The 20,811-nt window shown below is 61.0% G+C and carries 16 protein-coding genes; 15 read left to right on the top strand and 1 reads right to left on the bottom strand.

From position 1 onward, the window contains the following. Positions 1 to 345: 345 nt before the first annotated feature. On the top strand, positions 346 to 2,595 hold the full coding sequence (locus ACYU70_RS13095) for a T9SS type A sorting domain-containing protein (RefSeq protein ID WP_342299470.1): 2,250 nt from the start codon (positions 346 to 348) through the stop codon (positions 2,593 to 2,595). An 81-nt stretch (positions 2,596 to 2,676) separates the two neighbouring features. Here ACYU70_RS13095 and ACYU70_RS13090 read toward each other — a convergent pair whose 3' ends face one another. Then, positions 2,677 to 4,305, bottom strand: coding sequence for a T9SS type A sorting domain-containing protein (locus tag ACYU70_RS13090; RefSeq protein ID WP_342299468.1), 1,629 nt, complete (start codon positions 4,303 to 4,305; stop codon positions 2,677 to 2,679). A 249-nt stretch (positions 4,306 to 4,554) separates the two neighbouring features. On the opposite strand from ACYU70_RS13090, the gene ACYU70_RS13085 reads away from it, so the two are divergent. The 14 genes from ACYU70_RS13085 (at position 4,555) to ACYU70_RS13020 (ending at position 20,670) form a co-directional block, all read left to right on the top strand. Continuing rightward, positions 4,555 to 5,442, top strand: a complete 888-nt coding sequence (locus tag ACYU70_RS13085) for a DNA/RNA non-specific endonuclease (RefSeq protein ID WP_342299466.1) — start codon at positions 4,555 to 4,557, stop codon at positions 5,440 to 5,442. A gap of 345 nt (positions 5,443 to 5,787) precedes the next feature. Further along, the gene (locus ACYU70_RS13080; protein ID WP_460616017.1) at positions 5,788 to 5,994 is read left to right on the top strand and encodes a hypothetical protein; all 207 of its coding nucleotides are present in this window, start codon (positions 5,788 to 5,790) and stop codon (positions 5,992 to 5,994) included. A gap of 240 nt (positions 5,995 to 6,234) precedes the next feature. After that, entirely contained in the window at positions 6,235 to 7,080 is an 846-nt protein-coding gene (locus tag ACYU70_RS13075; RefSeq protein WP_342299465.1) for a dihydroorotate dehydrogenase, read from the top strand. Between the two features lie 107 nt (positions 7,081 to 7,187). Continuing rightward, a complete protein-coding gene (gene pyrF, locus ACYU70_RS13070; protein ID WP_342299464.1) occupies positions 7,188 to 7,967 on the top strand; it encodes an orotidine-5'-phosphate decarboxylase in 780 nt (259 codons plus the stop codon). 52 nt (positions 7,968 to 8,019) lie between these two features. Next, complete coding sequence (pyrE, locus tag ACYU70_RS13065; protein WP_342299463.1) at positions 8,020 to 8,646, top strand: orotate phosphoribosyltransferase; 627 nt, start codon at positions 8,020 to 8,022, stop codon at positions 8,644 to 8,646. A gap of 54 nt (positions 8,647 to 8,700) precedes the next feature. Next, the gene (locus tag ACYU70_RS13060) at positions 8,701 to 11,739 is read left to right on the top strand and encodes a phosphoribosylformylglycinamidine synthase subunit PurL (RefSeq protein ID WP_342299462.1); all 3,039 of its coding nucleotides are present in this window, start codon (positions 8,701 to 8,703) and stop codon (positions 11,737 to 11,739) included. A 4-nt stretch (positions 11,740 to 11,743) separates the two neighbouring features. Beyond that, positions 11,744 to 12,604, top strand: a complete 861-nt coding sequence (locus ACYU70_RS13055) for a phosphoribosylformylglycinamidine synthase subunit PurQ (RefSeq protein WP_342299461.1) — start codon at positions 11,744 to 11,746, stop codon at positions 12,602 to 12,604. Positions 12,605 to 12,625: 21 nt separating this feature from the next. Beyond that, positions 12,626 to 14,044: a phosphoribosylaminoimidazolesuccinocarboxamide synthase gene (gene purC / locus ACYU70_RS13050; protein ID WP_342299459.1), complete on the top strand. Its 1,419-nt coding sequence runs from the start codon at positions 12,626 to 12,628 to the stop codon at positions 14,042 to 14,044. 106 nt (positions 14,045 to 14,150) lie between these two features. Then, positions 14,151 to 15,440, top strand: coding sequence for a phosphoribosylamine--glycine ligase (gene purD, locus ACYU70_RS13045; RefSeq protein WP_342299458.1), 1,290 nt, complete (start codon positions 14,151 to 14,153; stop codon positions 15,438 to 15,440). A gap of 23 nt (positions 15,441 to 15,463) precedes the next feature. Continuing rightward, positions 15,464 to 16,153 (top strand): phosphoribosylglycinamide formyltransferase, encoded by a 690-nt coding sequence (gene purN / locus ACYU70_RS13040; RefSeq protein ID WP_342299456.1) that lies wholly within the window; start codon positions 15,464 to 15,466, stop codon positions 16,151 to 16,153. An 84-nt stretch (positions 16,154 to 16,237) separates the two neighbouring features. Beyond that, a complete protein-coding gene (gene purF, locus ACYU70_RS13035) occupies positions 16,238 to 17,734 on the top strand; it encodes an amidophosphoribosyltransferase (protein WP_460616016.1) in 1,497 nt (498 codons plus the stop codon). A 233-nt stretch (positions 17,735 to 17,967) separates the two neighbouring features. Further along, positions 17,968 to 19,047 carry a phosphoribosylformylglycinamidine cyclo-ligase gene (locus tag ACYU70_RS13030; protein WP_460616015.1) on the top strand — a complete coding sequence of 360 codons (1,080 nt, stop codon included), beginning with the start codon at positions 17,968 to 17,970 and terminating at the stop codon, positions 19,045 to 19,047. A gap of 84 nt (positions 19,048 to 19,131) precedes the next feature. Continuing rightward, positions 19,132 to 19,884, top strand: a complete 753-nt coding sequence (locus ACYU70_RS13025) for a DUF4262 domain-containing protein (RefSeq protein WP_342300274.1) — start codon at positions 19,132 to 19,134, stop codon at positions 19,882 to 19,884. Positions 19,885 to 20,244: 360 nt separating this feature from the next. Then, positions 20,245 to 20,670, top strand: a complete 426-nt coding sequence (locus tag ACYU70_RS13020; RefSeq protein ID WP_342300273.1) for a hypothetical protein — start codon at positions 20,245 to 20,247, stop codon at positions 20,668 to 20,670. Positions 20,671 to 20,811 lie beyond the last annotated feature (141 nt).

Here is a 20,811-nt window from a genome sequence, read left to right as displayed (position 1 = left end):
CCGCAGCAACCGAAAACTACCGGCTTACAGGCCGATTCACGGTGTTTACAACGAATGTTGTATTGGAAAAATTATATTACAAAAATACGCAACAAAAAGCATTTTGGGCTAAAAACGGCCTCAATAAGGCATATACGAACTGGAAATGCAATCGGATTGCAGGGTTATTATTTGTGAATTCCCATTTAAGGACAATATTCCAGTAATGGGAAATAAATTAAGTATCATGAAAATTATATCTAATTGGCTAATAAGCTAACAAGGGGGTTTTGCCGACATGGCCACGGAATTGCACGGATGGGGCAGGCACAGGGCCAAAGAGTTAAATATTTTTTACGAATTATTATGGCATCCCTTTCCTCACCTTCCGCCCCACTGGCCCGGCTCCGGGCCTGGCTGATTGCCGCCCTGCTCGTGGTATTGGCCATGAATACTGCCAGCGCCGCCGGTGCTCCCATTTATTCCACCACCGGGGTCGCATCGGCCAGCAACAGTTGCATAGCGCCCACGCTTTGCGGCATTTTTGGCGGCGGGGTCGACAATCCGGGCCAGGCGGCCAACGGTACGTCCACCACCGATAATGCGACCATCGTGAAATTCATAGCCGTCGGCAAAAGCGTCAGCCTGCGCCTGGGGCTCGACCGCCGGGCCAGTGCCGGCGACCGCGCCGGCGTGCTGGTAGCGCCGCCGGCCAGCTTGGCGGGCGTGAGTGCGCTGGGCACTTACACGCTGCGCACCTACCTGCGCGGCAGCAGCACCGCTCTGGAAACCCAGGTGGTTTCCCTAGCCGTGGTGCAAAGCCTGCGGGTGGCAGCGGGCACCGGCCGGCCGGTTCAGATGGAGTTTGTGGCCCAGCAGGCTTTCGATGACATCGAGTTGGAAATTGGCGGCACGGTGGACGCGCTGTACCGCCTGAACGTGTACTATGGCTACGCTGTGCAGTCGCTGGTGCAGCAGCCGGTGCGCGGGCTCACCTCGCATTTTCCCGCCGGCGACCTTACGCCCTACTACAATACGGCCATCACGCCCGGCGATTTGGTGAGCGTGTGCGGCAACACCAATATTTACAATCCGGAATTTGCCGTTGATAACAGTCTGACGAACCATGCCACGTTCGGCACGTTCATCTCGGTCAACTGCCCGTCGTCGCTCAGTGTTAAGCTCGAAAGCTCGAAAACGGCCCCGGCCGGCTACTATGCGGGCTTCGTGCTGGGCAGCTCCGGCATCATTGATTTGGCGGCGCTGTCGGCCCTGCGCATCACTACTTATAAGACCATCAACGGCGTATCGGTGAAGCAGGAATCGGCCACCGGGGCCAATCTGCTGGACGTGAAGCTGCTGCCCGACGGCAAATACCAGGTAAGCTTCCCCACCAAGTTCGCGTTCGATGAGGTGAAGATTGAGCAGATTAGCGCCCTGGCGGCGCTGAATAACCTGGACATCTATTACGGCTTCGGGGTGGAGCCTACGGCGTTCACGGGCACCACGCGCTACCTGTCGGACTTTGGGCAGCCGGTATCGAACACCAACTATGCCACGAACACCTCGGCGGTAGTGTGCGTCGGCTGTGGCGTGAGCAACCCCGCTGGTGCCGCCGACAACGACCCCACTACCAAAGCCGTCATCAACATTGGCGGCGGCATCGCCTCCACGGCCGAGCTGAAGCTGGACCTGCGTGCCCCCGGCAGTGGAAATGTGAAAACCGATGTAGGCCAGGCGGGCTATCGCGCCGGTATGATTATCAGCAACAACAGCGGCCTGCTCGATGCCAGCGTACTTGACCGCCTCACCCTCACGACGTATGATGCGGCTGGCAACCTGCTGGAAAGCGCCTCGGGCTCGTCGCTCCTCTCGCTGAACCTGTTGCCCGATGGCCGGCAGGAAGTCTCGTTTCTGACTACCAAGAACTTCGCTTCCATCCAAATCAGCGCTTCCTCCACGGTGGCCCTCGGGGTGAACATCAACGTGTATCAGGCCTTCGCCGATAACCTGGCCGGGGGCATCATCACCACCATTATACCGCTGCCTGTGGAGCTCACGGCCTTCGTGGGCAAGTGGACTAATGGCGCGGCCGAGCTGAACTGGGCCACCGCCACCGAAAAAAATAGCAGCTATTTCGCCGTAGAGCGCGCCATCAGCAGCGAAGCCGCCTTCAAAACCGTGGGCCAGGTAGCGGCGGCCGGCAGCAGCAGCAGCCCCCTGAGCTACAAGCTCCGCGATGCCGAGGCCGGCACCCTGGGCGTGAGCATGCTATACTATCGCCTGCGGCAGGTAGATACCGACGGCACCCAGTCCTTCTCGCCCGTGGTGGTGGTGACGGTGGGCAAAGCCGTGGCCGTGCCACAACTCGAAGCCTACCCCAACCCTGCGCCCGATGCCCAGGCAGTGCAGGTTAGGCTCATCAATATGCCCGCTGGCAGCAGTATGGTCCAGACATACTCGGAAATGGGCCAGCTGGTGAGCCAGCAGCCCGTGGGCGAAGCCACCACCGGCCTGGCATTGCCCCGGCTGGCTCCCGGCCTCTACCATGTGGTGCTGCGTGATGCCGCCGGGCAGCGACTGGCTACACAACGGCTGGTGGTGGGCAGCCGCTAATTCCTCCTCCCCCTTTTGGCACTAAAAAAGCCCTGCCGACACCATCAGCAGGGCTTTTTTAGTGCCAAAAGGGGGAGGGGTTTACTGCGCCGCGCTACGCAGCAAGCGCACGCTTTGGCGGCCATCGGCGGAGCGGGCCAAGTAGAGGCCGGCGGGCAGGGTGGCCGCCGGCTGCCATACCACGGTGCCGTTGGGCTGGCTGCGCACGGTGGCTACGGTGCGGCCCAGGTGGTCGCAAACGGTAAGGGTTTGCACGCCGGGCGTGGCCAGTTGGAACTTCACCTGCTCGGTGAAGGGGTTGGGGAAGGCCGCCACGGCCAGGGCCTGAGCGGCACGGGTAGCCAGCGCCGTATTGACTACCCGAAAGGCCAGCGTCTGGCCCTGGACACCTTTAACCGGGCAAGCGTCGTCGAGGGCCGCGACGGACACGTGGTAGAGGCCTTCAGGCAGGCTCGGCGGCACGACGAAAGTGAGGCGGGACTGCCCGTTCAGGGTTTGGTAGAGCGAGATGCCGGGCACTGGGGTGCCGGCCACCGACAGCAGCACGAATTGCCCGGCATCGCTGTCCGTGGCCGTCAGGTCGACCGTGAGGCTTTCGCCGGCTAGCGCCTGAATTTCCTGCCCCAAGGGTTGTGTGCGGCTTTGCGAACGTTGGTTGACGACTACGGTAGGCGCGAAGCGGGGCAGCTGGTTAGCGCCGCAGTCATACACGGTCATTATCAGGTCGCGCCGCACCGAGCCCACGCGGTAGCGGCGGTTGCTGCCCGGTAGGCGGCGGTATTCGGTTACCATCACCACGACCATATATCTGTAGGCACTCTGAATGGGGGCGAAAGCCGGGTGCCGGCTTGGGGTGACGGTGATGGTCCCCGTGGCCGCGTCGAAAAGGAAGGGTTTGGGGGTAAGCAACCTTTGTGGGCAGCTGCCTGTGGTGTCGTAAGCCGTGACCATCGGGTAAGTGGCCGAATAGGTAGTGGGAGAACCCGCCGCTACGGCATAGGTGCAGCCGGGTTGCGGGACACCTGCGAGGCGGGTAATACTTTGATAATATGCTATTGTCCTATTGCACATTTCCAACGGGTCCACCAGCGAATACGCCAGCGAGTCGCCATCGGCATCGAAGCCGGCATTGCTGATGGTGGAGCTGCGGTTCCAGGGAATGAGGGAGCTGGTAGTCAGGTTAAACAATGGCGACGTGTTTGCGACGGTTTGCACTGCTCCTCCTGCGGCCAGCTGGTTGTTGAGCGTGGCTTCAAACCGAAAGTTGGGCTGTCCTGCTACGTTGGCGCTACCGGGCCGCGCAGCATCTTCGTAGCTCAACACCCAGTTCGCCGCCGGGGGCAAGCTGATGGTGCCGCGGTAGCTCTGGAAATAGGTAAGCGGCCTTGTGCTGGCGGCGGAGCAGATGACCTGCTGTTGCACGCTTGAACAATACGGCTGGATAGTCTGCGATGTCCCCAAAGGAACCAATGCGGCCGTTACCGCCGTGGAATTGCAGCCATTATTCTGGGCAAGGATGGTAACGCTGCCAGTGGGCAAGTAAATGCCTGTGCAGTCGCCGTACAGCACCAGCGTGACTTCGTAGGTGCTGCCACTCACCCAACGGTACGTCAACTGACCGCCCATGATGTGCGAGGCGCGTGCGGGGCTGATGAACCCCAGCAGGAGCCCAATCAGCAGGAACGAAAACAAACGTAGCGGTGCAGACATAAAAAAGGGAAAGGGGGGAATAAATCGCTGTCGCTTGACAGCAGGAAGAACAAGCCCGGGAAGGTGTATTAGATTTTATATAGACTGTTGCTCAAATACCATTCCAAAATGCTGAATTACAATGCCATAATCTTGTGCGTCTTTGGCCTTGACTAATCTTAACCAAGCCGTAACATTGCAACGGCGGCATCATTGTTCCGGCGCCGGAATTTTGCGGCCACCATCTCACCATCTTACCCCATTCTTTTTATGAAGCAAATGATTACCCGTCTCAGCAGCGCCGCGCTGCTTCTGGCCCTGGCCGCGTCGTGTTCGCGTACTGAGCAAGTGGCCCCGAGCCAGCAGCCCACCGCCGCCACCGTAAACCAGGACGCTACCCGCGACAACAACCTGGCCATGGGCAACCCCAGTGGGGCCGTGACCGACGCCACCAACTCGCCCAACAACTACCTGATGACCAAAACCCAGTACACCCTCTCGTATAGCCGCGACAAGGGCAAGCCGAACTGGGTGAGCTGGCACCTGAGCAGCGCCTGGCTGGGCAGCACCGCCCGCCAGGATAATTTCGCCGCCGATGCCTCGCTGCCTTCTTCGTGGTACCACGTGGGCAGCACCAGCTACTCGGGCTCGGGTTTCGACCGGGGCCACAACTGCCCCTCGGCAGACCGCACCGGCTCGGTGGCCGATAACACGGCCACGTTTCTCATGACCAATATGATGCCCCAGGCGCCCACCAACAACCAGCAAACCTGGGCCGGCCTCGAAAACTACGCCCGTACCCTGGTAGGCCAGGGCTACGAAATCTACATCATTGCCGGCAGCTACGGCAGCGGCGGCACCGGCTCGAACGGCTACGCTACTACCATCGATGCCGGCCGCATCAGTGTGCCCAGCAATTGCTGGAAGGTGATGGTGGTGCTGCCCGAGGGCAGCTCCGACGCCAGCCGCGTAACCACCAGCACCCGCGTTATCGCCGTGAACATGCCCAACACCAATTCCATCGGCACGGCCTGGGGGGCTTACCGCACCACGGTAGATGCCATCGAATCGGCTACCGGCTACAACATCCTCTCGGCTGTGAGCAGCACGGTGCAGGCCACCATCGAGTCGAAAGTTGACACCGGCCCCACCAGCTGATATCGTGCTTGCAGCCCGGCTTTTGGCTGATTAATTACGCTTGTAATAACGAAGCCGGCCGGAAATTAAAAAGCCCATGAAATACCGCGTATTTCATGGGCTTTTTGCTGCCTGATAAATGCGGCCGGAGGCTACATATCAGGGATAAAAAGACGAAGTTACGGCGGGTTGTGATTGCAAAGCAATTGGTTACGAATGCCGGAATTTTTTTAAGGGCGAAAAAATGTGGTGAAAAGTGCGTCGATTAGCTAGTTAGGGCGAAAATTAAAATTGTAAGGCAGGGCTCAACAAAAACTTAATATGACCAAAGGTTTGGCCGGCGTAATCCTGCCGTAATTTTGCATCGTGCTTCAACCCAAACACCCGTTGATGAAGCGCGGGACCCTGCTCAGCAGCGACCCGCGAGAGGACCGGAAGGTCTTCGTCGCCGTCAGTTTTTCCGATTTTGTCTCCGGTATTTCCGCTGTTTTCTCGGGTTGTTGCCCCGCCACCGTTTCGGATTCCGAAACGGTTTTTTTATGCACGGTTGGTTCGGTTTTCTCTCCAGCTTAATAGTCTAAACCGCCTTTTAACTACTATATTCATGGACACCAACACCCTCGCCCCAAAGTGGCTGCGGCGACCCTCGCCTCGCCTCGGCCAGACCGACATCCGCGAGTGCATGCCGTTCCTGATTAACCGCGATAACGTAATTTAAGGAATCCTTTTGCCGGTTCGCCGGCCGAATGTCACCCGCGCTTGGCCCAGCCTAAGTGCGGGTGAATATTCGTTTTTATTACTTGTACAATATCTATGAAACTCGGAGCCATTACGTTACAGAATGCAGTGTGCCTGGCGGCGGCACCCTGGGACCTCGCCGGCGAGGGCTACGAGCAGCTAGGCGCGATTTTCACCAAAACCGTGACCATGGAGCCCCGCGCCGGCCTGCCCGGCGACGAAGGCATCCTGCAAGTGGCCGACCAAACCCTGCTCAACCGCACCGACCTCCGCACTGAAGGCGCAGAATTGCTGGTGCAGGAGCACCTGCCGCGCCTGCGCCGTTTCGGCGTGCCCGTATTTGTGAGCGTGACGGCACCAGGCGTGCCGGGCTTCCGCAAGATTGCGCGCTACCTCCAGCGCGAGGCCGGCGAGCAGCTGGCCGGGCTGGAAGTGTACATCACGGTGCCGCCCGGCGGTTCCGGAGCCGATGTGACGGCCCGCTTCGTACGCGAGGCCACCGAGGCCGTGCGCAACGAGCTGCGCGACGATGCGGCCGTGATTGTGAAGCTGCCGCCGTGGCCCGACCACATCCGGGGCCTGGCCCTGGGCGCGCAGGAGGGCGGGGCCACTGCCTTGGCCGCTACCAACACCCTCAAAGTATTGCACCTGCCCACCGACCGCAATGCCGCGCCACTCGTGGGCGGCCTCTCGGGCGAGGCGCTGCGGCCGCTGGCCCTGCGCTGCGTGTGGGAGCTGGCTCAAGATGAAAAACTGGCGCTGCCTATCTTCGGTACGGGCGGCATTTTCACGCTGCGCGACGTGCAGGACTACCTGCGCGTGGGCGCTCAGGCCGTGCAAGTGGCCAGCGGCGAATGGCTGTCGCCGGGCCTCACGGCGCGGCTGGCCTCGGAAGTGATGCATAATGTGAAGTATGAATAATCAGGCCGTCATGCAGAGCGCAGCGAAGCATGACGGTCTAAATAATTACTGATTCTCCTCTTTCTCTCCTCCCCAAAATCCCACCCAAACCCTCTTCGCGCATCGCCATGCAAAAGCTCATCACCCGCGTCGAAACCATCAATTCCCTGCTTTGCGTGGGGCTGGACCCCACGGGCGATGATGCCCAGGTGGCCCAGCGGCTGCGCGAAGTCATTACTGAAACGGCCCCTTATGCGGCTGCTTTCAAACCCAACCTCGCCTTCTTTCTGAGCCGTGAAAACGGCGTGGCCCTGCTCCAGGAAACCGTGCGCAGCATTCCGAAGGACATTCCGGTGATTCTGGATGGCAAATTCGGCGACATTGCCAACACGGCCGAGCAGTACGCGCGCTTCGCTTATGACATTATTGGGGCTGATGCCGTGACGGTGAACCCCTACATGGGCGACGATACCATCCGGCCGTTTGCGCGGCCCGGCAAAATGGTTTTTTCGCTCGCTAAAACCTCCAATAAACCCATCCACGGCCTCCAAGACGCGGCCATGACGCGTGGTGGCTCCATCAGTGACTGGGCCGCCCGCCTGGCCAAGCTGATGGACGAGGAGCTGACCGAATCCACTATCGGCTTGGTGGTGGGCGCTACCGAGCCAGCGGCCGTGGCCAAAGTCCGCGCCGCCTGCCCGGACCAATGGTTTCTGGTGCCGGGCATTGGCGCTCAGGGCGGCGATTTGGCTGCCACGCTGCGCGCCGGGCTCCGGGCCGACGGCAGCGGCCTGCTGATAAACTCCTCGCGGGGAATCTGGCAGGCGAAAGACGCCGGAGCCGCCGCCCGCGAATTGAAAGAACAAATCAACGAATTCCGGGCCGTGACGAGCCCGACCCATGCCTGACCCAAAAAGCCGCTTCACCGCGGCTTTTTGCATAGTAGATTTTCTGTAAAAGATGAACGACCAACTATATACCTCGGCCATCACCGCTTTCGATGCGGCCACACTGGAGCATTTGCTGCGCCAGGAAGATGCGCTGTTGAGCGGGCACTTCCGGCTGTCGTCGGGCCTGCATTCGGATACCTACGTGCAGTGCGCCCGCTTTCTGCGCCGGCCCGATTTGGCGGGCCCCGCTGCGGCGGCGCTGGCAGTTCAACTGGAAGCAGCGGGCCTGAAGCCCGATGTGGTGGTAGGCCCTGCCATGGGCGGCGTGGTGATTGGCTACGAATTGGCCCGGCAACTGCGAGTGCCTGGCATTTTCACGGAGCGCGACGCCGACGGACAAATGACCCTGCGGCGCGGTTTTACCATCGAGCCGGGCGAAAAAGTTGTCATTGCCGAAGATGTGGTGACGACGGGCAAAAGCACGCTGGAAGTGGCTAAAGTGCTGCGCGCCATGGGCGCGGAGGTGCTGGCCGTGGCCTCGCTGATTGACCGCACGGGCGGAAAGGGTGGGCTTGATTTCCCGCATTTCGCGCTTTTACAGGTGCAGGCAGCGACCTTTGCGCCTGAGAGCTGCCCATTGTGCGCCGCCGGCGTGCCGGTAGTGAAGCCCGGCAGCCGGCCTGAAAAAGCGTTTTAGGACCACGAGGAGAGATTTACGGAGGACAAAGGAGGAACCTAGATTTTGGCAGAATTGGAAAACACCACCCACACCATCCAGCTCACGCTGAAACCCGGCCAGCACGACGGCGACGGCCAGCGCGTGGCCGAAGCCGCCGCCCGCCACCTCGGCCTGGCCACCGGCCGCGTGCGCAGCGCCGCCCTCTACACGGTGCGCTACCCGCTCACCGAAACCCAACTGAGCGATTTCGCCACCCGCTGCCTCGCCGACCCGGTGCTGCACGACGTGCGCCTGAATGAGGTGACGGCCGCGCCCGGATTCGCCACTTATATATTGGTAGCCCGCCGCCCCGGCGTGACTGACGACGAAGGCACCTCGGCCCAGAATGCCCTCGCCGATATCCTGAACGAGCCGCTGGACGTGCACACCCAGCACATTTTCAGCAAGAAGCTCTACCTGCTTGAAAACGACCTTCCGGAAACCGACCTGCGTCGCATCGCGGAGGAATTGCTCGGCAACAAGCTCATCAACTGGCTGGAAGTGGGCCGCGTGGCCGATGGCATCCGCGACTACACGCCGCGTCCCGGCGGCGGCGCTGAGGCCATTACCGAAGTCATTTCGCTAACCGGTCGCACCGATGCGGAGCTGGTGCAGCTCTCGAAGGAGAATATCTACGCGCTGAACCTGGAGGAAATGCGCGCCGTGCGCGACTACTTCGCCGCTGCCGAAACGCAGGCGGAGCGGAAGGCAGCAGGATTACCTGTTGACCCCACGGATTGCGAGCTGGAAATCATTGCCCAGACGTGGTCGGAGCACTGCAAGCACAAGGAGTTTTCGGCCCTCATTAACTACAAAGACCTGGAAACGGGCGAGGAGAAGCAGGTCGATTCGTTGTTCAAAACCTACATCAAAGACGCCACTTCGGAAGTGGACCGCCAACTGCGCGCCAACGGCAACGACTGGTTGATAAAGGTGTTTTCGGACAACGCCGGCGCGGTGCGCATCAACCCCGGTTCGCTGTTCGTGTGGAAGGTGGAAACGCACAACTCGCCTAGCGCCATCGACCCCTACGGCGGGGCTATCACGGGCATTCTGGGCAACAACCGCGACCCTTTGGCCACCGGCATTGGCGGCGCGCGGCTGCTGTTCAATACCAACGTACTGTGCTTCGGCAACCCCGAGTTTCACGGGCAGCTGCTGACCGGGCAGCTGCACCCGCGCCGCATTCTGGAAGGCGTGCGCAAGGGCATCGAGGACGGCGGCAACAAGTCGGGCGTGCCCACGGTGAACGGCGCGATTGTGTTCGACGACCGGTACGCCGGCAAGCCGCTGGTGTACTGCGGCACCGGCGCGGTGATGCCTATGCAATTCGCGGGCTTGGACTCGTGGGAAAAGAAGATTGATGCCGGCGACCGCATCATTATGGCCGGCGGCCGGGTGGGCAAGGACGGCATCCACGGCGCCACGTTTTCGAGCATCGAGCTCGATGAAACCGCGCCCGCTACGGCCGTGCAAATCGGCTCGCCCATCACCCAGAAGCTGGCGATGGATTTCCTGATGCTGGCGGCCCGTCGCGGCCTCTTGAAATGCAGCACCGACAACGGCGCGGGCGGCCTCTCGTCCTCCGTGGGTGAGCTGGCCGGCATCTCGGGCGGCGCGGTAGTGGAGCTGGAGCGCGTGCCGCTGAAGTATCCCGGTCTGCGGCCCTGGGAGATTTTCGTGAGCGAATCCCAAGAGCGGTTCACGCTGGTGGTGGAGCCCGGTAAAATGGCCGAAATCACGGCGCTGGGCCAGGAAATGGAAGTGGAGCTGACGGATATTGGCCACTTCACTTCGGATGGGTTCCTGGACGTGCGCTTCGATGGTGCGCCGGTGGCCCGTCTCAACATGCACTTCCTGCACGACGGTGTGCCGCGCAAAATTCTGGAAGCGGAGTGGACCAAACCCACCGCTGCCGAGCCTCAGGTTCCTGCTGAAACTGACTACACTGAGACGCTACTCAAGCTGCTGGGCTCGCTCAATATCTGCTCGCGCGAATCGGTCATTCGCCAGTACGACCACGAGGTGAAGGGCCGCACGATTGTGAAGCCGCTGATGGGCGCGACGGGCCAGGCGCCGCAGGACGCGGCCGTGGTGCGCTTCAATTTCGAGAGCTGGGAAGGCGTGGCCGTGAGCAACGGCATCATCCCGCGCTACGGCGATTTGGACGCGTATGACATGTCGGCCGGCTCGTTTGACGAGGCGGTGCGCCAGATTATCGCGGTGGGAGGGAAGCTCCCGAACCTGACGCCCGGCGACGGGATTTTCTGGTCGGTGAACGACAACTTCTGCGTACCCGATTCGGTGTACGACCCCGTCAGCAACCCCGATGGCAAGCAGAAGCTGGCCAAGCTGGTGCGTATGTGCGAGGCCCTGCGCGACGCCACGGCTGCCTACTGCATCCCGCTCACCAGCGGCAAGGACTCGATGAAAAACGACTTCAAAGCCGACGGGGTGAAAATTTCGGTGCCCCCCACCGTGCTCTATTCAATGACGGCCAAAATGCAAGACGTGCGCCGCGCCGTGACTTCGGACTTCAAGCAGGCCGATGACGTGGTGTACCTCCTCGGCGAAACCCACGACGAGCTGGGCGGTTCGGAGTTCTACAATCTGTTTGGCGAACTGGGAGCGAATGTGCCAAAAGTAGATTTCGAAAAAGCCAAAGCCCTTTACAACCTCGTGGGCCAGGCCAACGACCAAAACCTCATCCAATCCTGCCACGACCTGAGCGACGGCGGCCTCGCCGTGGCGCTGGCCGAAACCACCTTCGGCTACGGCTACGGCGCTGATATTGAATTGCCGGAAACGGACCTTTCCCTGGCCACGCAGTTGTTCTCCGAGTCGCACTCCCGCTTCCTGGCAACTGTTGCGCCGGAAGATGTAGTGGCTTTCGAGCAGCTGCTCGGCGACCGCGCCACCCGCCTCGGCCGTGTGACGCTGGACGGCCAGCTAACCGTGCGCCACGCCGGCCAAACGGTTATTTCGGCCAACACCGCCACGCTACGTGCCGCCTGGACCAATGGTCCGGTGAACAAGCTGCTGGGCGTGTCTTCCTCCACTCTTTCGCATTAATCTCATGGTTCACGCGCTAATTCTGACCGGATTCGGCATCAACTGCGAAGAAGAATTCGCCGCCGCCTACCGCCTGGCCGGGGCCGAAGCCACCATCGTGCACCTCAACCAGGTGTTGCACGGGCAGGTGAGCATCCACGATTTCGACATCCTGAACTTCCCCGGCGGCTTCTCCTTCGGCGATGATTTGGGCTCGGGCGTGGTGCTGGCCAATAAGCTGCGCTACCGCCAGAACGGCCCCGACGGTCGCACCCTGCTCGATGATATCAAGCAGTTTATCGCCGACGGTAAGTTCGTCTTCGGCATCTGCAACGGCTTCCAAGTGCTGGTGAAATTGGGCTTGCTGCCTAACATCAGTGGCGATGTAACGCCCGAAGTCACCCTGACCCACAACGCCAGCGGCCGCTACGAAGACCGGTGGGTGACGCTCCGTGTGAATCCCGTGTCGCACACGCCCTTCCTCAAAGGCATCGACACGCTGGAAGTGCCCGTGCGCCACGGCGAAGGCCGGTTGGTGATTCCCGACGCCGCCACGCAAGCCGCCATCGAATCAGCCGGGTTGAACTGCCTGACCTACGCCGATTTCGACGGCGGCCCAACCGACGTGTATCCCTTCAACCCCAACGGCGCGGCCCTGAACTGCGCCGGTCTGACGGACCCCACCGGCCAGGTTTTCGGCCTCATGCCGCACCCCGAGGCGTTTTTGTCGGCCTACAACCACCCCGACTGGGCGCGCCGCCGCCGCCAGAACCCCGCCGCTTCTGAGGAAGGGGACGGGCTGAAAATCTTTAAGAATATCGTGGCGCACATCGCCCAAAAAAATACCGTAACGGCCCCGGCCGTGCAACTCGCCAACCAAAACTAGCCTCTCACAGAAACGTAGCTAATGAACACCCTCACCCACTTCGCTTCTCCCCAACTCCCCCTGCTGCACCGCGGCAAAGTGCGCGACAGCCTGCGCGCCCCCAGCGGCGACCGCCTCATCATCGTGACCGACCGCCTCTCCGCGTTCGATTCGGTGCTCGAAACGGCCATCCCGCACAAAGGCGCGGTGCTGAACGGCCTGGCCAATTTCTGGTTCGAAAAGACGGCCCACATCATCCCCAACCACGTGATTAAGCTCATCGATGCCAACGCCATGCTGGTGAAGGAGGCTGAGCCCATCAAGGTGGAGATGATTGTGCGCAACTACATCACGGGGTCGATGCTGCGCGGCTACCAAAAGGGCCAGCGTACCTTCTCGGGCGTGACCGTGCCCGAAGGCCTCACCAAGCACCAGCAGTTCCCCGAGCCCATCGTGACGCCCACGACCAAGGAGGAATCGGACCGCGAAATTACTCCCGAAAACCTGGTGAGCGAAGGTTGGGTGACCAAGGAACTGTACGACCAGATGGCCGTGAAGTCGCTGATGCTGTTTGCCGTGGGCTCGAAGCTGCTGGCCGAAAAGGGCATTATCCTGGTGGATACCAAGTATGAGTTTGGCCTGCTGAATGGCAAGCTGATTCTCATCGATGAGATGCACACGCCCGATTCGTCGCGTTTCTGGAGCGCCGAAGACTACGCCAAGAATCCCGAAACGGCCGAGCAGATGGACAAAGAGTACGTCCGCCAGTGGCTCATCGCCAACAAGAAAGACGGCCAGTACCCCCGCGCCCTCACCCCGGAAGTGGCCCAGGAAGCCAGCCGCCGCTACCTCGATATCTACGAGCGCATCGTGGGCGAGCCCCTGCCCACCGCCGAGCCCGAAACCGCCGATGCCCCCGGCTCCGGCCGCCACGATGCCCGCGCCCGCCTGCTGGCCAACCTCGTGCAGGCCGGCATCTTGAAAGATGCCTGGGTAAACATCGTAATGGGCTCGCCCGCCGACAAAGACCACTGCGAGAAAATCCGTCAGCAGTTCGAAGGCTACGACGTTTTCACCCAGTTGCGCGTGACTTCGGCCCACAAAAACGGCGAAGCCATCGCCGGCATGGCCGAAATCTGGAACAACAGCATCGAGCCCGGCGTCATCATCGCCGTGGCCGGCCTCAGTAACGGCCTTGGTGGTGCGCTGGCGGCCAACGTGAACGTGCCCGTCATTTCGTGCCCGCCCTACAAGGACTACGCCGAGCTGGCCATGAACCTGAACTCGTCGGTCATCATGCCCAGCGGCACGCCCAACCTGACCGTAGTACGCCCCGACAATGCCGCCCAAGGAGCCCTCCGCGCCCTGAACCTGCCCCGCTTGCGCGAGCGCCTGAGCAAAGACATTCTCGCCACGAAAGCCAAGCTGCGCGCCGCCGACGAGGAGCTAAAAGCACTGTAGAGACGCAATATTTTGCGTCTCGTCGTTGAACGAGCGGTACTGCGCCGTGCAACGAAGATGTTCAACGACGAGACGCAAAATATTGCGTCTCTACATTCCAAATCCCGTGACTAGCACCAAAATCCTTCTCCTCCTCGGCTCCGGCGCGCGCGAGCACGCCCTGGCCGAAAAGCTGACCCACGACGGGGCCACGGTGCTCGTGCTGCCCGGCAATGCCGGCATCCCCAACAGCCACCCCGAAGTCAATCCGCTCGATTTCGAGTCGGTGAAAGCCTTCGCCCACGCTCACGATGCCAAGCTGATTGTGGTAGGCCCCGAAGCGCCGCTGGCGGCTGGCATCACCGACTTTTTTGCAGGTTCCGATATTCAGGTTTTCGGGCCGACCCGTTCGGCGGCGCGGCTGGAAAGCTCGAAGGTGTGGAGTAAGGAGTTCATGCGCCGCCATGGCGTGGCGACGGCGAAAGCCTGGCCGTTCCGGAGCGACAACATTGCCGCTGCCCGCGCCAAAGCGGCGGAGCTGGGTGGGCATGTGGTGGTGAAGTACGATGGCTTGGCCGCTGGCAAAGGCGTATATGTTTGCTCGTCGCCGGAAGAAGCGGAAGCGGCTTTCGATGATTTACAAACGAGCTATTCGGGCTGGTTTTCCTTCCTTTTGGAGGAGAAATTGACCGGCCCCGAAATCAGCATTATCGGCCTCACCGATGGCCTCACCATCCGCCTGCTGGCCACTTCGCAGGACCACAAGCAGCTGCTGGCCGATGACCTCGGCCCCAACACCGGCGGCATGGGCGCCTACTGCCCCGTACCCTTCGCCGATGCCAACGTGCTGGCCGCCATCCGCCGCGACATCATCGACCCCACCCTGCGCGGCCTGCAAAACGAGCAGTTCGAGTTCCAGGGCTTCCTCTATTTCGGCATCATGCTCACGCCCACCGGCCCCAAGCTGCTGGAATACAACGTGCGCCTCGGCGACCCCGAAGCCGAAGTGCTACTGCCCGCTTTGGATAGCAGCCTTCTCACACTGATTGAAGCTACCCTGAACGGCACCCTCGCCCAGCAGGGCGTGCGGCAGCGGCCAGGCGCGTTTGTAGGCGTGGTGCTGGCCTCGGGCGGCTACCCGGCGTCCGGTTTCCCCACCGGCTTTCCCATCACCGGCCTCGATAACCTGCCGGTCGGCGTGCATGCCTACCACGGGGCCACCCGGCGCGATGAAACCGGCGAGTTGGTGACCAACGGCGGCCGTGTCCTCGTCCTCACGGCCCACGGCCAGGACCTGGAAGAAGCCACCGCCCGCGCCTACGAAGCCTGTGCCCGCGTCACGTTCCAGGATGCGTATTTCCGCCCCGATATCGCCCAGCGCCCTGCACCGGTTCTCACTGCCTCCCTTGTAAATTGAGACCAGAAGCACAACTGAAACTCATGAAGCTCCTCGCCTCCTTCGAGCAATTGCAGCAGGCTTCCCTCTCTTTTGGCGAGGGGAAGGAGGGGAGGCCGGTGCGCCTGGCCATCCTGCTGTCGGGTCGGGGCTCCAATATGCTCGCGCTACTGGAAGCCACCAAAACCGGCGTGCTGAAAGGCCTGGCCGAAGTGGTAGTTGTTTTTAGCAACAAGCCCGATGCCTTCGGCCTCGAAGCCGCCGCTGCCCTTGGCTGCCCCATCGCCTCGCTGCCCAGCCAGGGCCGCAAGCGCGAGGCTTTCGATGCGGATGTGGCGGCGCTGCTCCAGCAGTATCAGCCCGATTTGGTGGTGCTGGCGGGGTATATGCGGATTTTGTCACCAGCCTTCATTCAGCCGTTTGCGGGCCGCATCATCAACATTCACCCCGCTGACACCCATCAGCACCAGGGTTTGCATGCTTACGAGTGGGCTTTCGAGAACAAGCTGGCCGAAACCAAAATCACCGTGCATCTGGTGGATGAGGGGCTTGATACCGGCCCTATACTCGCCCAGCAAACGGTGGATTTGCGTGGGGCCGATACGCTGGCGGAAGTGGAGCGCCGCGGCCTGGCGGTGGAGCACGAGTTGTACGCGGAAACAATTGCTGCATTGATTACCAACAAACAGAACGTCATGTCGAGCGCAGCCGAGACATCTCGCTCGGAGAAGTAACTCAATCGTTCAGCGACGCACGCGAGATGTCTCGGCTGCGCTCGACATGACCGTTCTTAAAAGACACTAAAATCACCCCATCCCATGTGCGGAATAGTAGGTTTTCACGGTCCCGATAACGTCGTAGGCGATATGATAATCGGCCTCACCGCCCTCCAGCACCGGGGGCAGGACGCGGCCGGCATCGCCACGTTCGACGACTCGTTTCACCTCTGCAAGGGGCAAGGGCTGGTCAACGACGTGTTCAAGCCCAAGCATGTGAAGAAGCTCAAGGGCAACCTCGGCATCGGGCATGTGCGCTACACCACGCAGGGCGCGAACGACTCGGACCTCGCGCAGCCCTTCACCACCAGCTACCCCTTCGGCCTGGCGATGGTGCACAACGGCAACGTCATCAACTTCCGCGACGTGGCCAAGCGCCTGCACGAGAAGTACCACGTGCTGCCCAAAACCACCAACGACCTGGAACTCATCATGTACACCTTCGCCTCGGAGCTGCGCGTGAAAGACCTCGACCACATCTCGGTAGTTGATATTTTCGATGCCGTGGAAACCACCCAGGAGCTGGTGAAGGGTGCCTACGCCACCATCACCATGATTGCCGGGCACGGCCTGCTGGCCTTCACCGACCCGCTGGGCATTCGGCCGTTGGCGCTGGGCAAGCGGGAAACGCCCGCCGGCCCGGTCTACGCCTTCGTGTCGGAAAGTACCTGTTTTGATTACCTGGACTTTGAGTTCGTGGAGAATGTCGGCCCCGGCCAGGCCATTTTCATCGACAACAACTACCAGGTTCACTACAAAAACAAGTACGCCCTGCCGAAGAACTTCTGCGCCTTCGAGCAGATTTACTTCGCCCGCGAAGACTCCGTGATTCACGGGCGACTGGTGGCCCGGGAGCGGGTTCGCCTCGGCAAAATCCTCGCCCGCAAAGTCGTTGATGCCGGTTTGAAGCCTGATATGGTGATTGACGTACCATCTTCCGGCTACTTTGCCGCCTCCGGTTTGGCCGAGGCCATTGGGGTACCGTACCGCCGGGCGCTGGTGAAGAACAACCACATGGGCCGCTCCTTCATCGTGCCCACCCAGGCCGGGCGCGAGGACGTGGTGAAGAAGAAGCTGAACCCCATCCGCGAGTTTGTGGAAGGCAAAAAGGTGGCCGTGGTCGACGACAGCATCGTGCGCGGCACTACCTCGCGCCGCATCGTGCGGCTGCTGCGCGAGGCGGGCGCTTCTGAAGTCTACTTCATTTCCAGCGCGCCGCCCATCGTGTCGCCCTGCATCTACGGCATTGATATGGCCATGAGCACGGAGCTGATTGCGGCCAACTACACGGAGGACGAAATCTGCCGCTACATCGAGGCCGACAAGGTGATTTACCAGGATTTGGCCGATTTGGAGGAGCTGTTTGCCGAGGAAAAAGGCCACGGCGGCAGCTGCTTCGCCTGCTTCTCGGGTAAGTATCCGACTGGTGATGTGACGCATTACCTGCGCCACATTCAGGAGGAGCGCGCCAGCCACCGGGGCGATAAAAAAGACAAGAAGTCGGTGAGCGCGAAAGCGCCCGCGCCGACGGAGCATTAAGTAGCAAATAGGGGAGGGGAGAACATCACTCCCCTCCTCAGATGAGGAGGGGATGTTTCAGCTTTAGCTGAAACTGGGGTGGTTGAAGTCGTTGAACGACCACCCGAACGAACCCGGCTCAACTAACCACACGACTCTGACGCGAGTCGTTCAACGAATTCAACCACCCCCGTTTGCGCTGCGCGCAAACATCCCCTCCTCGTCTGAGGAGGGGAGTTTCGTTCCAACTGCCCATGAACAACCCCGCCGGCTACTCCATCGAAGAAGGCAACGCCGCCTCGCGCAACGCCTACAACTGGTCGAAAAAAACCTTCGCAAACCGCGCCGGCAAGCCCGGCGAGCCCGCCCAGGACCTCGACGGCGGCTTCTCCAACGAAATCCGCTTCGGGGCCGAGCGCCTCGGCATCAGCTCCGACGGCATCGGGACCAAGATTGAGGTGGCCGAGCGCCTGAACAAGTACGATTCGCTCGGCTACGACCTTATCGCCATGACGGCCGACGACCTCATCGCCGCCGGCTTCGTGCCCACCAACCTCTCCAACATCATCGACGTGAACCACCTCGACTACGATGTGGTGGACCAGCTGATGCGCGGCCTGCACGATGCCGCCAACTTCGCCCAAATCGCCATCACGGGCGGCGAAATCGCGGAGCTTGGCAACCGCATCGGCGGCTGGCCGGGGGCCAAGATGAACTTCAACTGGTGCTCCACGGCCATCGGGGTGCTGCACCCCAGCCTAGCCCAGCCCCTGAGCGGCAAAACCGCCCAGGCCGGCCACGCGGTGGTGGCCCTGCGCTCGCCCTCGTTCCGCTCCAACGGCTACTCGCTGGCCCGCAAAACCCTCTCCCGCCTCTTCGGCGAAAACTGGCACGACGCGCCCTACGACGGCCCCGACCAGTTTGCCAACTGGGGCGAGGCCATGCTGGAGCCCTCGCTCATCTACTCGCCCGGCGTGGCGGCCCTGCTCGATGCCGGCCTGCCGCTGCACGGCATCGCCCACATCACGGGCGGCGGCGTGGCCGACAACTTCAAGCGCGTCCTCAAAAACGGCCTCGGCGCGGTGCTGGACAACATCTTCGAGCCCTTCCCCGCCATGCAGCGCCTCTGCGAAATCGGCGGCATCGATGCCGAAACCGCCTACCTCTACTGGAACATGGGCACCGGTATGCTCATCGTGACCGAAGACGCCAGCGCCGCCGCCGTGGTGGCCTCGCTGCGCGCCAGCGGCTACCTGGCCCAGGTGGCAGGCCACCTCACCGCCGAGCCCGGCGTGACGCTACGCGTGGCCGCGGGGGAACTGCGGTACGCGTAAGGTTAATTGACCCAATAAAAAGCCCTGTCGTCAATCAAGACGGCAGGGCTTTTTTGTGGCGGAGCCTAAGCTACTTTTACCGCCATGTCGCACGAAGAACACGATACCCAGGCCGAAATCAACATTAAAAACGATGTTGAAAAACATGGCTGGACGGTCTGCTTATTTGAAGCAGATACCGCCACGCCCGCCTTCGCTTATACCATTGGCCTTTGGAAAAATTTCAACCATCCCGAACTAATTGCCTTTGGCTTGCCGCTCGATACGATGCACGCCATTTTGAACGATGCCGGTGACATCATCAAAGCTGGCAATCCCTTGGAAACAGCTGTCGATAACTTCGAGATTCTGGAGCTGCACCCGGTTCAGTTTCGGCAGGTTGATGCGGATAACATTCCTGATTATTTCGGCTGTGCTCAGTGGTTTTACGAGTACGAAGCCTTCCCCGCGCTGCAATTATTCTGGACGGATAAAGGCGGTAAATTTCCCTGGGAGCCGGAATTCGATGAGGGCTACAAACTGGACCAGCCTTTCCTTGACCAAAAGCTTGACTTCAAGTTTTTCGAGTACCGAAACGTCGCGGCCTTTGTAGCAAGGCAGATTTTCAAAGAAGGCAAGCCCATCCTGCGGGTATTACACAACGATGACGACGGCTCGTGGCAGTTTTTGACCGAAGACGAAGCGGCCGACGCTGACATGATGGTTGTTTGTCTGGAAGAAGTCGTGAACCGTGACCAGTCGGTAAACGAACTGTTCAATCTGCCAACGGGCCAGACGGCAACGCGCGAATTTGTCGGCGCAAAGTGGGCGAGGGAGGCAATTGAGGCAGAGGAGTAGAAGTGTAACCTACCGTTTTACCGCAGTGCAGTTCTTGTGGCGATACAAACCCTGCCAAATACAGCCCAACGGATGCCTGCAACGATACAGACGGTGCAGAAATGCGAACAACGCGCACGTACAACAATACAAGCTGCCCGATAATACAAATAGCGCGCACGTACAGCAATACAAACTGTGCAGAAATGCGAACAGCAACCGGTTGCAACAATACAAACTGCGCAGAAATACGAATAACGCGCACTCGCAACAATACAAAACGTTTGAAAGTGTGAACAGAACGCCGTTGCAACGATACAAGCTGCCCGACTTTGTATCGTAACTTAGTTGCGGCAGGCTGTTCCGCTGCCGCTGCCCGTTATGGATACCCCCGCTAAGCGTACCATCGAACCCCTGCTGGAGGGCCTGGCCGGGCGCATTGCCCGGCGTGATGTGCCGCCCGTCGTCACTTACTCCGACCCGTATGAGCCCGGGCAGTTCCACGCGCGGCTGATGGCGGCACTGGAGCCGCTGGTGCCCCACAGCAACGGGCGCGGCAACGACACCCAGGCCCGCATGATGACCTGCTTCCTGCGCAACGAAACCCAGACCGCCGCCGACCTGGCCGAAGCCGCCAGCATTGAGCGGGTGGCCGGCAGCCGCGCCCACAATGCCCTCGTGGCGGTGGGGCTGCTGACGTGGGAGCGCATCGGGCCGCGCCGCCAGTACCGCCTCAGCCGCTGGGGCGAGGACTGGCTGCTGGCCATCGGGCGGTGCGAGGTGCCGCCGGCCCGGCCCACGGCCTGAGCCGCCCCGCATGGGTTGAAATATACCTATTTCCGGGTATTGCCATTGTTCCGAAAAGGCGGGAAGTTTATGGTCGGTTAGTGCGGGAAGGGTGGAGGCTTTAGCGCCCCCGGCTTTCCGGGGCATTGGCCGCCACACTGG

This window comes from Hymenobacter segetis (assembly GCF_054776495.1).
Note: the sequence above shows the minus strand (reverse complement) of the source record. Positions and strands in the feature narration are given on the sequence as shown.

Coding starts and splice junctions, on each gene's coding strand:
- ACYU70_RS13095 (WP_342299470.1), top strand. CDS start 346: ATGGCATCCCTTTCCTCACCTTCCGCCCCACTGGCCCGGCTCCGGGCC.
- ACYU70_RS13090 (WP_342299468.1), bottom strand. CDS start 4,305: ATGTCTGCACCGCTACGTTTGTTTTCGTTCCTGCTGATTGGGCTCCTG.
- ACYU70_RS13085 (WP_342299466.1), top strand. CDS start 4,555: ATGAAGCAAATGATTACCCGTCTCAGCAGCGCCGCGCTGCTTCTGGCC.
- ACYU70_RS13075 (WP_342299465.1), top strand. CDS start 6,235: ATGAAACTCGGAGCCATTACGTTACAGAATGCAGTGTGCCTGGCGGCG.
- pyrF (WP_342299464.1), top strand. CDS start 7,188: ATGCAAAAGCTCATCACCCGCGTCGAAACCATCAATTCCCTGCTTTGC.
- pyrE (WP_342299463.1), top strand. CDS start 8,020: ATGAACGACCAACTATATACCTCGGCCATCACCGCTTTCGATGCGGCC.
- ACYU70_RS13055 (WP_342299461.1), top strand. CDS start 11,744: ATGGTTCACGCGCTAATTCTGACCGGATTCGGCATCAACTGCGAAGAA.
- purC (WP_342299459.1), top strand. CDS start 12,626: ATGAACACCCTCACCCACTTCGCTTCTCCCCAACTCCCCCTGCTGCAC.
- purN (WP_342299456.1), top strand. CDS start 15,464: ATGAAGCTCCTCGCCTCCTTCGAGCAATTGCAGCAGGCTTCCCTCTCT.
- purF (WP_460616016.1), top strand. CDS start 16,238: ATGTGCGGAATAGTAGGTTTTCACGGTCCCGATAACGTCGTAGGCGAT.
- ACYU70_RS13030 (WP_460616015.1), top strand. CDS start 17,968: ATGAACAACCCCGCCGGCTACTCCATCGAAGAAGGCAACGCCGCCTCG.
- ACYU70_RS13025 (WP_342300274.1), top strand. CDS start 19,132: ATGTCGCACGAAGAACACGATACCCAGGCCGAAATCAACATTAAAAAC.
- ACYU70_RS13020 (WP_342300273.1), top strand. CDS start 20,245: ATGGATACCCCCGCTAAGCGTACCATCGAACCCCTGCTGGAGGGCCTG.